At 58.8% G+C, this 11,409-nt stretch carries 14 protein-coding genes; 6 read left to right on the top strand and 8 right to left on the bottom strand.

Features of this window, described 5'->3' with window-relative positions; all coding sequences use genetic code 11:
• The first annotated feature begins 254 nt into the window (after positions 1 to 254).
• Positions 255 to 1,151 carry a hypothetical protein gene (locus BMW89_RS12025; protein ID WP_092026210.1) on the top strand — a complete coding sequence of 299 codons (897 nt, stop codon included), beginning with the start codon at positions 255 to 257 and terminating at the stop codon, positions 1,149 to 1,151.
• Positions 1,152 to 3,040: 1,889 nt separating this feature from the next.
• On the opposite strand, the gene BMW89_RS12020 is transcribed toward BMW89_RS12025, so the two are convergent.
• On the bottom strand, positions 3,041 to 4,006 hold the full coding sequence (locus tag BMW89_RS12020) for a hypothetical protein (protein ID WP_092026207.1): 966 nt from the start codon (positions 4,004 to 4,006) through the stop codon (positions 3,041 to 3,043).
• A gap of 440 nt (positions 4,007 to 4,446) precedes the next feature.
• Here BMW89_RS12020 and BMW89_RS12015 point away from each other — a divergent pair, with 440 nt between their 5' ends.
• From BMW89_RS12015 to BMW89_RS12000, 4 genes are all read left to right on the top strand, one after another.
• Complete coding sequence (locus BMW89_RS12015) at positions 4,447 to 4,962, top strand: ParB N-terminal domain-containing protein (RefSeq protein ID WP_092026204.1); 516 nt, start codon at positions 4,447 to 4,449, stop codon at positions 4,960 to 4,962.
• Positions 4,963 to 5,059: 97 nt separating this feature from the next.
• Positions 5,060 to 5,638, top strand: a complete 579-nt coding sequence (locus BMW89_RS12010; RefSeq protein WP_143062749.1) for a DUF4844 domain-containing protein — start codon at positions 5,060 to 5,062, stop codon at positions 5,636 to 5,638.
• A 199-nt stretch (positions 5,639 to 5,837) separates the two neighbouring features.
• Complete coding sequence (locus BMW89_RS12005; protein ID WP_092026198.1) at positions 5,838 to 6,053, top strand: hypothetical protein; 216 nt, start codon at positions 5,838 to 5,840, stop codon at positions 6,051 to 6,053.
• A gap of 136 nt (positions 6,054 to 6,189) precedes the next feature.
• A complete protein-coding gene (locus BMW89_RS12000; RefSeq protein WP_092026195.1) occupies positions 6,190 to 6,408 on the top strand; it encodes a hypothetical protein in 219 nt (72 codons plus the stop codon).
• Positions 6,409 to 6,438: 30 nt separating this feature from the next.
• Here BMW89_RS12000 and BMW89_RS11995 read toward each other — a convergent pair whose 3' ends face one another.
• From BMW89_RS11995 to BMW89_RS11980, 4 genes are all read right to left on the bottom strand, one after another.
• Positions 6,439 to 6,765 carry a hypothetical protein gene (locus BMW89_RS11995; RefSeq protein WP_092026192.1) on the bottom strand — a complete coding sequence of 109 codons (327 nt, stop codon included), beginning with the start codon at positions 6,763 to 6,765 and terminating at the stop codon, positions 6,439 to 6,441.
• A gap of 125 nt (positions 6,766 to 6,890) precedes the next feature.
• Entirely contained in the window at positions 6,891 to 7,163 is a 273-nt protein-coding gene (locus tag BMW89_RS11990) for a hypothetical protein (RefSeq protein ID WP_092026189.1), read from the bottom strand.
• A 127-nt stretch (positions 7,164 to 7,290) separates the two neighbouring features.
• Complete coding sequence (locus BMW89_RS11985) at positions 7,291 to 8,106, bottom strand: FkbM family methyltransferase (RefSeq protein ID WP_092026186.1); 816 nt, start codon at positions 8,104 to 8,106, stop codon at positions 7,291 to 7,293.
• A gap of 217 nt (positions 8,107 to 8,323) precedes the next feature.
• Entirely contained in the window at positions 8,324 to 8,860 is a 537-nt protein-coding gene (locus tag BMW89_RS11980) for a helix-turn-helix domain-containing protein (RefSeq protein ID WP_092026183.1), read from the bottom strand.
• A 313-nt stretch (positions 8,861 to 9,173) separates the two neighbouring features.
• On the opposite strand from BMW89_RS11980, the gene BMW89_RS11975 reads away from it, so the two are divergent.
• A complete protein-coding gene (locus BMW89_RS11975; protein WP_092026372.1) occupies positions 9,174 to 9,524 on the top strand; it encodes a zinc ribbon domain-containing protein YjdM in 351 nt (116 codons plus the stop codon).
• A 16-nt stretch (positions 9,525 to 9,540) separates the two neighbouring features.
• Here the strand turns inward: BMW89_RS11975 and BMW89_RS11970 are convergent, their stop codons facing one another.
• The 3 genes from BMW89_RS11970 to BMW89_RS11965 form a co-directional block, all read right to left on the bottom strand.
• Positions 9,541 to 10,461 carry a DMT family transporter gene (locus BMW89_RS11970; protein ID WP_092026180.1) on the bottom strand — a complete coding sequence of 307 codons (921 nt, stop codon included), beginning with the start codon at positions 10,459 to 10,461 and terminating at the stop codon, positions 9,541 to 9,543.
• 89 nt (positions 10,462 to 10,550) lie between these two features.
• Positions 10,551 to 10,697: a hypothetical protein gene (locus tag BMW89_RS37865; protein WP_164988275.1), complete on the bottom strand. Its 147-nt coding sequence runs from the start codon at positions 10,695 to 10,697 to the stop codon at positions 10,551 to 10,553.
• A 312-nt stretch (positions 10,698 to 11,009) separates the two neighbouring features.
• Positions 11,010 to 11,264 (bottom strand): hypothetical protein, encoded by a 255-nt coding sequence (locus tag BMW89_RS11965; protein ID WP_092026177.1) that lies wholly within the window; start codon positions 11,262 to 11,264, stop codon positions 11,010 to 11,012.
• Positions 11,265 to 11,409: the final 145 nt, after the last annotated feature.

Genomic DNA, 11,409 nt, shown 5'->3' with positions numbered 1-11,409 from the left:
GCCGCGTTCGCGCAAAACAAGGCAAGATAAAACGTCGTGGCAACCGCCCTGTCACCGAGATTATCGTGTCTCACTTGAGGGGTGCAGTCCAGTGCACTCGCTGGGCCAGCGTAGTTAAATGCACTGTCACCGTAATTTGAGGCGAAGATAGCAAGCCCCAAGATCAACATTGCTCCGACTAGTTCTCGCAGATATCGATTCATTTGGCCGGGCCGTCGTCTTTGCGCGATTGTCCCGGAGAAGGTGGCGGGCGGATGAACAAGGCGAATGCCGTAGCAGAGATCGTAAAAGCGTTCGCATCGATCTTATGGCCACTGCTCATTGCTGGGGCGCTCTACTCGTTTCATGATGAAATTCGAGGTGTTTTGCGTCGACTTAGCGACTTGAAGAAGGGCAAGCTGTTTGGCCAAGAGTTCGAACTCGAAGAGAAGCTCGATCAGCTGCGGGCAGCGACGCAAAAGGTCGAGAACGAAATCCCAGTCCCACCCCAGCTAGATTCTGGATTACCGAATAACGGACCTGCCGCAGCGCTGGAGGAGCAACTACTGCAGGAATCAAACAGGGCGCCGAAGGTCGCCCTAATGCGGCTTGCTGCTGAACTGGACAAAAAAATAAGGCGACTGCTTGCGGCTACGGGTTGGTATCAAAATGTCCAGGCGGGCTCGACACTATCTGCAATCGAAGCACTAAGAGAACAGGGTAGCCTTCCCGGACACGTCAGCGGATCGGTAAAGCTCTTTCAGCAGGTACGGGATAGAATCATCCACGGCAAAGCCGCCTCCGACGAAGATATTCTTCGCGCAATTGATTCTGGAATCACGCTTCTCAAAGCAATTGAATCCATTCCACTTGAAACGAACACCGTCTATCACTCAGGTGTAGCGATTTACTCCGATCCCAACTGCACTCAACTCATTAGCGATTGCAGGGGCCTTATCTTAGAGACGATCTCTCCTGGCGGCTCTCAAACGATGTACAGAATCTTCCCAACGACACGCACCCACTTTGAGAAAGGAAAGCGCGTGGCTTGGGAATGGGATCTGAGTAGAGTCTGGGGACCGGCTTGGTACCATGATCCGGAAACAGGTGAAGGCAAACCGGCATGGCACTCTAGCGGTGAGTTCATTGGTCGGCACCTAGACGATCTTTAAGCTCGCAGGTTTCTGTTGGGCCTTGCGCAAAATGTCGAGCTAACGTCTCCACAGTGCTTTGGTGAGTTTGAGATCAGCTTTGCGAAGCCCTACCTGTGGACAAACGGCTACCGAGAATCGCTATATTTAGACAAAACTCTAGACTCCGAAGTTAATTTCCCGGCTAATGGTTTCATAGCGATTCGTATCTGGGGGTCAAAGATTATGGCTCCTCCTGGTAGAGGAACAATCAGCTACCCAAGCTTGGAAGAGCTCGAGGCGACGGCGATTTTCATCGCGTCTAAGCTCAACTGGGACACGATATTCCCCCAACTCCGCTTTGGCTTTCTCCTTGATAAGCTTCTCGGAAAAGACTTGGGTCCCCTAACACTCGATGTTGTTCCAGATGGATCGATCAAGGGCGAGGCATTCGTCGACTATCCCGCGCGGCGGTTAGTTCTGATTGAGTCGCTGTATGCTGAAGGCCTGAGGGGACGGCCGCATCCGTTAATGACCTTACTTCATGAGAGCGTTCACCTTTGCCTTGAGCACGAAGGGATTCGGCGCAAGGTCCCGCATTCGGACATCCGGTTACTTTCTAGTCGCCACGAAAAGCTCGACGAATGGATTGCAAACCGAGTTGCTGGCGCCATAGCAGTACCCGCGGCGGCAGCCATTCGACTAAACTGCCGTACCGCTCAGGACTTAGTTCAACATTTCTTTGTGACGCCACTAGCTGCATCTTATCGGATTCAACAAGTCGAAGCGTTGAGACGCTCTATAACTGGCCAACCCCGAGCGCTCCCCCCAAGTGCGGTCGAGCTATTGACGAGCCTAGAGAAGCTAACCGGACGGCGGCTTGGGAGCCTCGATAATGAGGATCGTCGAAGACGAAACGAGGCCGCCGCAAAGGGCTACAGTTTGCAGGCTTGTACTAAATGTGGCCGGTCGGCGACCGTGCAAAACAGCGGTCAAATCCGATGCGACTACTGCAAGGCCAACCGCCGGACGAGCACACCCGTTTGCGTTACGAGACCCTAGCAAGCCGGCCCGTAGGATGGAGTTACGGCGTCGCCAACTCGTTCGGCAAACGCTTCTGGATTACGCAGCTACGGTAACGGTGACAGTGCTGGACTGCACCCCGTAAGTGAGACACGCTAATCTCTGTGACAGGTTATCCCTGGGGATGACCGATGGCATACAAGATGGCGTTACGGTGACAGTGCACTTAATCGGCTAACACAGTTAAATGCACTGTCACCGTAACTTCGCATCCCCCACCGGCACGAGCAAAGCTTCAGGTCAGAGGCAGTTCGCGATTGCGGTGTACTCCGACCCAAACATCCTGAGTTAGTAACGGTCGTTGTCTACCGGGTACGGAAAAAAATTCATCAGGCAAAAGCTGCAGGGCGTGAAGCGCTGCCACTCGGTGATACCCATCCAGTACAAGCAAACCGTCTGACCTTTTCATAGCGACCAAGGCGTTGAGGAATACGCCATGCTCAAGCAAGTATTGAAACGGCATCTTGAAGCGACGTTTCTCCACCTCGTCGGCTCGCCCCATTCGTATGTCGTCGCAAGTTAGCTCCGTTAGGCCTCGCGACCTCGGACAGAGGTCAATCAACCCGCAACTTGCGTTCTCTTTCTTCCAAGTCACGTTATTCCACCACGGCAACTCCCTCCCACCCAAGATGCCTGACCATCGATGATCTGCGAGAGGATTCGGCGGAGGCCAATTCAGATCAGGCTCCCTGGCAAAATAGAGGAGCCAGTCGTCGAGAATGGCGAGGGGCCAATTTGGAAGATCCTTCCTTAGCTCCGCTATCGCAATCATCTGGAATCCGTGGAGCTACGGTGACAGTGCACTTAATCTGGCTAGCGAAGTCAAATGCGCCACTTGCTCTCATGTGCTATTTTTCTTTTCCGGGGAGCTTGCTGACAACCTTTTCGAGCAACCCTTTCATATCATTGTATTCGCTCATCGCTTCCGTAGAGATGCTCTTCTCGTTTTTCTTGATCAAGAAATTTCGTTCAGTGGCCGCCAATGACTTTATAATCTCCTTCTTTGACGGTGCATCGCCGAAGCTCTGAGCTAGCTGCACTCCAATCATCTTCATTTCAAAATTTGTTATCTCGTTCTTGTTGTGCTTGAGATCTAGTTCGTTGGCCACGTACAATCGGAGGAAGAAGAAGCCAACAAATTGAAGCAGAATACCGACCGCAAATCGAGGGAGATAGTATTGAGATGCCCAAGCCAGGACATTAAACTCCTTTGCTTCGATAGCCGGTTGGAAGGACGCAGCAACTAAGGGCCAAGCAAGCACTCCAAGCGCAATCGCGCTAAATAATATTCCGATCATCAGATTTCTGCGACTAATCGAGTCTAGCCGCACCGCCTCGTCCAACAACCTCTGACGCGCAACCTGAAAGATCTTTTCGGGAGTTGAGACATCGATGTTGAACGAACGCTCTTTCAGAGCCGCAACGTCCGGTTCCAACTCTTGTATTGCAGCTTGCAGGCTATCTGCATTTCCTTCGGCGGCGCTAGAGATTGTAGATAGAGAGATCTGCGCACGAGATATCTTTCGAGCATAATCTCTCGACTCCCTCTGCAGCCCAAAGACGGTTATTATGAAGACTGCAAATGTCACTACCACCGCTACAAGCGGAATTACTGCGGCGATCAGTTTGGGCCCGACGAGGTAAAAGCCGACTAGCCAATCAGGAAGGGGGCCCATACCTGCTGCCTGCAGGATGTTTGCGGTCTCCCAGAGAAGAAACGCTCCAAACGCGACTGTCGTAAAACCGAAAAGAATTGTGCGACTAATACGTCCTGATATGCCAATCCGAGCCAAAATCTCACTAATGGTTTCCATTCCCCCTCCCCAGCACACAACTCTAGGGTTTGCAGTATGGCATCCCCAAGTATTCCGACAAGACCCAAAACGGTGAAGCCAAGCGCCCCCCTCACAGCAAAGAAAGTGATGGGCTTTGCGAGATCTCACCTAATTTACAAGCTACTCGCCCGCCCAGAGTTACGATGACAGCGCACTCAACTCTCAAGAGAACAGGTACGAATCGTTGCGGTGATATCGCCACACGGCCCTTAGGATGGGTGGAGCGAAGCAACACCATCAACTCTTGAGTTACGGAATTACGGCGACTGTGCAATAAATACGTTCGCTATGGCATGCGACCCTGATTATGTGCACGCCGTAATCCGCCGAAATTGCCTTTGCGGTCGCGCCCTTCCCCCCTAAACTCCCAACCCAACCGGCATGGGTTCCGACGGGCCCGGTAGAAGCGGAGTCAAGTTATGCCCAAACCGGAAAGCTTCCCGATCGAGAAGATCTTCGTTCCCACGAAGCAGAAGAAGGCCATCAAGCCCGAGATCGTCGGGGAGATCGCGGAAAGTATTATGGACATCGGGCAGCAGGAGGCCATTTCCGTTCGGCTCGACGGAGACCGCCTCGTTCTGGTCGAGGGACTGCATCGGCTCGAAGCCTGCAAGGCGCTCGGCGAGACGACCATACTCGGTGTCCTGGTCCCGGCGGAGCTTGCTCTACACAGGCCGCTGCTGTCCGACCGACCCGAGGTCGACGCAGAGCGCATCAAGATGGCGCGGTTGAAACAGCTGCGGCTCGAGAAGGAAGCCGCCGAGGCATCGGTTACCTCCTTGAAGAGCGTCAACGACAGGGAAGCGCAGCGCCCCCGTCCGACGAACGGAGTCCGCAACAATCCGAAGGCATCACCGGCCAGGTCTGCGAAATCGACACCGAAGACATTGTCGGACTGGATCACGCAGCAAAAGGGCACCGGCGGCCGCTATTGATGGTCGGCCGCACTTGCGGCGAGCCGGTCATGACCACGGATTGATAGTGAGCGGTTCGGAATTGCGGTGATAGCGTACCTGCCAGGCCTTTCGGCCTGTGCTGGCCGATGTAGACTACCCCACTGAAATCAACCTTCCTGCGCCAATGAAATACGTCCTGCTGTTCTTTGGCGCTCTCGCCATCTGCGTCCTCGCATTCGCGGGCGTGCTGTACTGGAAATACGCGCAGCTCTTTCCCGAGCCTTCGACCGAGGTGGTGCAGCTCGCACCCGAGAAACGCACCCTGCTTGAGCGGTTGAGACGGGAGACCAAATTCCAGCCTCATCGCTTTCCGCCCCGGGGCTACACTGGCGCCGAAACGCCCGAAGACCGCACGCGAGCAACAGACGCCGTCAACGGAGTTATTGACGCGGTTCTCGCCCGGCCAGACGGACCCGTTCAGGCGCGAGAGGTCTCCCGTCTCATCGGGAAAGGCCTGAGACGCGTCTTCTGGCTCGCGACGGAGGATCGTGACCGGACCGGCGAGTATCTCGTCGAAGTCTGGTACATCCTGGGATTCAAGGGCGCGACCGGGCAATTCGTTTATGGCACGGCCTATTCCAGACCTGCGGGCTACAGTGAACCGCTTCCCCCGGGCTGGACGGCACCCGATCAGCCACGTCCGATTGACCCCTAGCCCGGATTACGGACAACGATGCACAAAAATTCCCTCGCCGCCCTGCCGAATATCTTTTTGCTCGGCTCCTGCCGGTCATCTTCATCGGCTCCCGATCGGCGGCCTCCATTAAATGTACGATCCCCGCTCACGCTTTCACCGTTTCCGCTGAACTTTTTTGGCGCCCGCTGGTTCTCTGTGCCAACGGAGGACGGCGACAATGATCTTTGATTTGCGGGCGGCAGTGATCGCGGCGAGTTTCATCCTGGCATCCATTGCGGTGGCAGCAGCGGAAGGCGCACGGGATCTGCCCACGCGGGTCGCCTCGGGCACGGCCGACCATGTGGCCGATGTGCGCCCCATCCGCGTGATCCTCCCGGCGCCGTGGGAGCCAGCACCGGCCGCATCAGGCACGCAGACCGTGGTGCAGAAATAAGCCCTCGTGCGGGAACAAACTGATCCGCTCCGCCAAGTCTCCCTTGTTCACAGTCTCTCTTGTTCACAAGTGAACATACGCTGCCGCGCCACCCCGCTATCCCAAAGCGGAAACTCGTCGCGGGAGAAGCGGACTGATGCAGTCGACCTGGCCGTTGGTGAAACGTTGGACGGCCGAGGAACACGAGCGGCTCAAGGCTATGGCGGAGTCCGGCATGCGCGCCCACGAGATCGCCAGCACCCTCGCACGGAGCGAAAAGGCCGTGAGAGCCCGCGCCGGGCAGCACGGCATTACGCTGAAACTTCTGACGTCGAAATCGCCCACGCCGAAGCGATTCCCCATCAAGGCCCGGTGAAGCCGACCGCATCAGGTCTGGCGACGCGGATCATCCCTCGCCCTCGCCGTTCAGAAGCGCGATCGCATGCGGAACCTGATCGCGATTCGCCACCAGCACATATTCCTGCCGTGTCAGACTGGCGCCGCTCGCGACCACGACTGATTGTTTCGGGCACAGTCCGAAGCAAGCGGTCATGACCAGCTTGGCCGGCTTGCTGCCCTCGCGCCGGTTCGCTTTCAACTCGGACTTCAGCGCGCGCCTGACATCGGCGCCCTCGTCGCTGCGCTTGAGGCACTTGCGGCACACCAGCACCGGCGCCAAGCGGCGCGGCCGCACGATCATGGGGCTTGCGGATTTCGCTGATTTGTCGGGCATGGCATCCTGTATGGGCTTTCGCTCATATAGGAATGGAACCGCGCCTTTGCAGCCGCGCGAGACGTTTAGTCGATTCCTGGCAACGCAAATGGAGGTCTATTCCATTCCGTATCCGTCGGTGGCTTTCACCACCAATACGGCCACCGCCACGCCTCATAGCGGACATACGACGGCACCAGCGGCGGGCCGTAGGGATCGACGCGGTCGTCTTCGGGGCGATAGCGATAGCGTGGAACGACATTGTAATCCCACGGCGTCGGCCTGATCACCGGGACATCAACCCGCAGCCGTTCGCGAACGATCTGCACCTTCCGCGCCCGGGCTTCAGCAACGGACGTCCCGAGGCTGCACAACACCAGGGCCGTTCCGAGAGCACATGCGACAGTCATTTTCTTCATGCGATGGCCTCCTTGCGACGAGAGTGCAAAAGGACGCCAGGCAAGGCAAGCGAATTTGTTCTCGGCTTGCGGGAACGTGACCCGAGCCGGGCTCTCGGCTTGCGAAGCCATCGCGAGGCCGCGCGTGTCAGGCTGCCGGCCGCGCGCCTTGAGGCGGGATCATATCCCTCAAGCTCGCATCGCTCTGATGCACGGCGAGAACGTTGATTCCCATCGCCATGGGCTCGTAGCCGTTGTCGCGTAGCCACTGCTCGAGCTGCCGGTTGTCGGTCTTGATCTTTTCGATCAACAGGATCGGGCGATGTTTCCGGATCGTCTCCTGCGCACCCTCAAGGGCCTCCATCTCCATGCCCTCGATATCGATCTTGATGAAATCGAGGCGCGGCAGATTGAGCTCGTCCAGCGTCATGGTCCGGACAATGACGGTGTTGTCGGCATAGTCGATCGGCTGGCCGATGAATTCGTTGTTCGGGCGCTGCCGCAATTCCAGGCTGCCGAAGCTCGACGGCAGAAAATAGTTCGGGTTCGGAATCTGCATCGTGCCTGACACCGACGACACGGCCGCGTTCACCGCGAGCGCGTTGAAGCAGTTGTTGATGGCGATGTTGCCGGCAAGCGCGTAGTAGATCCGCTCCTGGGCTTCGATTGCGATCACCGAGCCCCAGCCCGTCATCGCCGAAGCCCATTCGACCGTGTGGACGCCGATATTGGCGCCGCAGTCGACGGCGATCACCCCGTCGCCGTGGTGCTTCCGCCGCAAGGCCAGCAGTTCGAGCGCGATCTTGACTTCGCCCGGATCGAACGCGGCCGTCTCCAGGATCTGGAAGCCGACGCCGTAGCCGCGGTCGGGACCGACCATGCGATAGTCGAAGCGATTGACGATCATCGTGCCATGGTTGGACGAGGTCAACACGAAGGCCAGCTTTTGCCCCGCGATAGGCATGGTGGAATCTCCTCTCAGAAAGAAGTAGATCCCACTATTCCAAGGCCCGCTTGCGCGAAGCTTGTCCCGCGATCGGCGTCCGCCCCGCCTCTCGCCACGATGCCATCATGCGCCTGTTTTGCCCGACGGAGCAAGCTAAATTTCGTAAAATCCGCAGCCGCTTGCGAATTCAACGACTTGGCTACTGTGCATGGGGTTGTTTTCGATATTGTGGTTGCTAGGCCGCGTCGACGTCCTCGGGCGCCGGGCCGGCCACAAGCCCGTCGAGACCGACCATCAACAGATCAGCGATGTGCATCAGCTGATACAGCGGAATGTCCGCCTCGCCCTGCTCGGCCAGCGCCAGAAAGCCTGATGTGACGCCGATGCGCTCGGCGAGCTGGGATTCCGTGTAGCCGCGGGTCTCGCGCGCAGCCTTGACGCGCGCGCCGATCCCGAGCCGGTGCCGGGACTGCTCGTCCGCGGTCATCATCGCGGCCTGCTCGTCCGGGCTCGCATAGCCGTCCGCGAACGCGCCGCCGATCAGTCTCTCTTTGCGCCAGGCGAGCCGGCAGGCCTTGCGCAGTCCGCCTGAGAAGATCACCGCAAACTGCTCCGGCACCCATGCCGAGCTGTTGAGCTGCAGCCGCGCGCCGCTGCCGGAGACATCGCGGATCGTGCAGGGCACGCTGACGAGGCTGCCGGCGCCGTTGTCGAACTCGACCAATCCGGTCCTCAGCGTGTGATGTCTGACGGCAGCGCGATACTCGCTCATGACAGCTCCAATGATGTGTGGGATGCGTCGAACGGCGTGTCCGGCGCATCCGTCATGTCAGGACATGGATACCGCGGAATTTTTCCTGAATTCCTAAGGTTCCAGCACTTCAAACCCGACCGGACGCCATGGTAAAGGAATTGCTCCAAAACCATCTTTTCCGGCGGAATGCGTGCGGCGCGCCCGTGAGAGCGTTTTCGAGCGAAGTGGGTACCGGTTCGCGTAAAGAAAACGCGCAAAAACAAAAACCTGGAGCCTTTCCCGTTCCGATGAAATCGGAACGGGAAAGGCTCTAGGGGTGACGAGGCAAGCAATGACCGAACCGATGAAATGCCCGAATTGCAGCTCGGAGCACGCCTACCAGGACCGCGATCTCTGGATCTGCCCCGAATGCGCCCATGAATGGAGCGCTGCGGGCGACGCGGCCGCACCGGTCGCGCAGGAGGCCGGCGTGCGCGATGCGCATGGCAATGTGCTCGCCGACGGCGACAGCGTCATCGTCATGAAGGACCTCAAGGTCAAGGGCTCCTCATCGGTCGTCAAGGGCGGCACCAAGGTCCGCAACATCCGCCTCCAGGAGGCCACCGACGGCCACAACATCGCCTGCAAGATCGACGGCATCGGCGCGATGAATCTGAAATCGGAGTTCGTGAAGAAGGCGTGAGCTGCGGGCTACGAACTCACCGCTGCCGTTGCGCCAGATAAAATCCGCACAGCACTGTCGCAAGGCCCGCGGTCTGCAACATCGTCGGCTGCTCGCCGAGCAGGAGCCAGCCGGTGAGCAGCGTCAACGCTGGCACGCAAGCCGGAAACACCGCAGCACGGGCGACGCCGAGGCGCTGGACCGAGACGGCGTAGAGATAAAGCGCGGCGGGGCCGGCGAGCACGCCCTGCGCCAGCGCCTGGATGGCGTTTTCGCCGATTCCGATCGCCATGATGCGCGCGAGCCCAACGCTCCAGAGATAGACCGGCAGCAACAGCAGCGACAGCACGTTGATGACGAGCGCCGCCGACACGGCGGAGACACGCCAGCCGCGCAGCAGCGCGCCGAAGCCTGCGAACATCAATCCTGTCAGCACGAAGATCAGATCGCCCTGCACGCCGTCGGCGCCGATATGGCCGATCGATTCCGCGCCGATCACACCGAGCCCGCCGACGATCACCAGCGCGCCCACGAAGCGCGAGGCGGAGATCCTCTCTTTCAGGAACAGGGCTGCGAGCAAGAGGCCGCCGAGCGTGGCGCAGGACGGCTGGATCACGCTGCCATGGCCGAGCGGCACGTACTGAAAGCCGGTGTAGGAGATCAGCGACATCACGGGGCCGCCGAGCACCATCAGCACGAGGCCCCTGCCCCAGCCGATGCCGCAGAGATCGGAGACACCCGCGCGCAACACCAGCGGCAGGAACGCGATCCCCGACCAGACGTAGCGATGCGCGAGCAGATCGACCGGCGTGAAGCCGATTTTGAGGCCATGCCGCGTGCCGGCAAAGCCGAGCGCCCAGAACAGCGCCGCCGACAGGCCGCAGACGACGCCAAGAAGCGCCGGTGCCGCATCCTTCCCGTGAATGAGAGCGTCAGCGCCGCTCGTCCGCTGATCCATGAATCAAGCGATACGTCGGCAGCGGCTGCGGCTCAACCCATTTGCTTGCAGGGCTGGCACGCGGCCGCAGCCCCACATGGGCGCAGTGATCAGAAGAACCCGGGGCTGAGATCGAGGCCGTAGGTCAGGCTCAGCACGAACACGAACAACGCGGCGGCGGCGAACATCGCGAGATGCCTGACGATGAACTCACGCGGCGAGGTGCTGGCAACAACGGCTTTTTGCGCAACGGGCATGACGGCTCCAGTATGATTCTATAATTGGCCGCTCAATACGCATGCGGCGCCCGCATCAGGCGCCGCGATTTCCAAAACAACTATTAAGAAGATCACACTCGTCTTGAACCGCCGTACACAACGCAGAGAGCGCGCGATTGTTTTTTCGTCCGCGCTTCTCGATCCGCGCACGCACGCAGGAAACTGCATCATTCCCGACGGCAAAGAAAAACCGCGCTCCCCTTAAGGGAACGCGGCTTCAATGCGAGACGAGGCCTTCTTAAAACCCGAATCTTGCGGTAGGCACGATGCCCACGGAACCGTGCAGGCTGGTTAGCGGGCCGAGCCCGTGGTCACCGTCGCGGTCTTCAGCTTGCGTGGCGTCAGGACGCTGGCCTGAAGCGCCGTCACGCTGGTGGCGGGCGCCGTCACCTGCTGCTCGACATTGTTGGCACCGAGCACGCGGACCTGCACGGGCGAAACCGGAATGCCGCCCGCCTCATAGGCCGGCAGCTCGGCGGCGAAGGTGGCAGTCGAGCCCGCGATGACGAGGGCGGCGGCTGCGATCGACAAAGTCTTCTTGTTCATTGGTGATGCTCCAAAGGTAAGTCTCGGAGCACATTTAAGCCTGATTTGCTGCATTGCGACATGCATTGCTGCATCGCAACATCGCGCCCCGCGCATGGGCGCAATGGTTAACTGTCACAACGAGTTGCGCGCGGCCCAGCGCGAC

Source organism: Bradyrhizobium sp. OK095, from assembly GCF_900109945.1.
In the GTDB taxonomy this organism is placed as follows: domain Bacteria; phylum Pseudomonadota; class Alphaproteobacteria; order Rhizobiales; family Xanthobacteraceae; genus Bradyrhizobium.
This window is presented reverse-complemented; position numbering and strand designations above follow the sequence as displayed.

What these genes read in the sequence shown, in the direction of transcription:
- BMW89_RS11995 (WP_092026192.1), bottom strand. Translation starts at nt 6,765, where the DNA reads ATGCCCGACAAATCAGCGAAATCCGCAAGCCCCATGATCGTGCGGCCG.
- BMW89_RS12025 (WP_092026210.1), top strand. Translation starts at nt 255, where the DNA reads ATGAACAAGGCGAATGCCGTAGCAGAGATCGTAAAAGCGTTCGCATCG.
- BMW89_RS11985 (WP_092026186.1), bottom strand. Translation starts at nt 8,106, where the DNA reads ATGCCTATCGCGGGGCAAAAGCTGGCCTTCGTGTTGACCTCGTCCAAC.
- BMW89_RS11990 (WP_092026189.1), bottom strand. Translation starts at nt 7,163, where the DNA reads ATGAAGAAAATGACTGTCGCATGTGCTCTCGGAACGGCCCTGGTGTTG.
- BMW89_RS11965 (WP_092026177.1), bottom strand. Translation starts at nt 11,264, where the DNA reads ATGAACAAGAAGACTTTGTCGATCGCAGCCGCCGCCCTCGTCATCGCG.
- BMW89_RS12020 (WP_092026207.1), bottom strand. Translation starts at nt 4,006, where the DNA reads ATGGAAACCATTAGTGAGATTTTGGCTCGGATTGGCATATCAGGACGT.
- BMW89_RS12015 (WP_092026204.1), top strand. Translation starts at nt 4,447, where the DNA reads ATGCCCAAACCGGAAAGCTTCCCGATCGAGAAGATCTTCGTTCCCACG.
- BMW89_RS11970 (WP_092026180.1), bottom strand. Translation starts at nt 10,461, where the DNA reads ATGGATCAGCGGACGAGCGGCGCTGACGCTCTCATTCACGGGAAGGAT.
- BMW89_RS37865 (WP_164988275.1), bottom strand. Translation starts at nt 10,697, where the DNA reads ATGCCCGTTGCGCAAAAAGCCGTTGTTGCCAGCACCTCGCCGCGTGAG.
- BMW89_RS11975 (WP_092026372.1), top strand. Translation starts at nt 9,174, where the DNA reads ATGACCGAACCGATGAAATGCCCGAATTGCAGCTCGGAGCACGCCTAC.
- BMW89_RS12005 (WP_092026198.1), top strand. Translation starts at nt 5,838, where the DNA reads ATGATCTTTGATTTGCGGGCGGCAGTGATCGCGGCGAGTTTCATCCTG.
- BMW89_RS12000 (WP_092026195.1), top strand. Translation starts at nt 6,190, where the DNA reads ATGCAGTCGACCTGGCCGTTGGTGAAACGTTGGACGGCCGAGGAACAC.
- BMW89_RS11980 (WP_092026183.1), bottom strand. Translation starts at nt 8,860, where the DNA reads ATGAGCGAGTATCGCGCTGCCGTCAGACATCACACGCTGAGGACCGGA.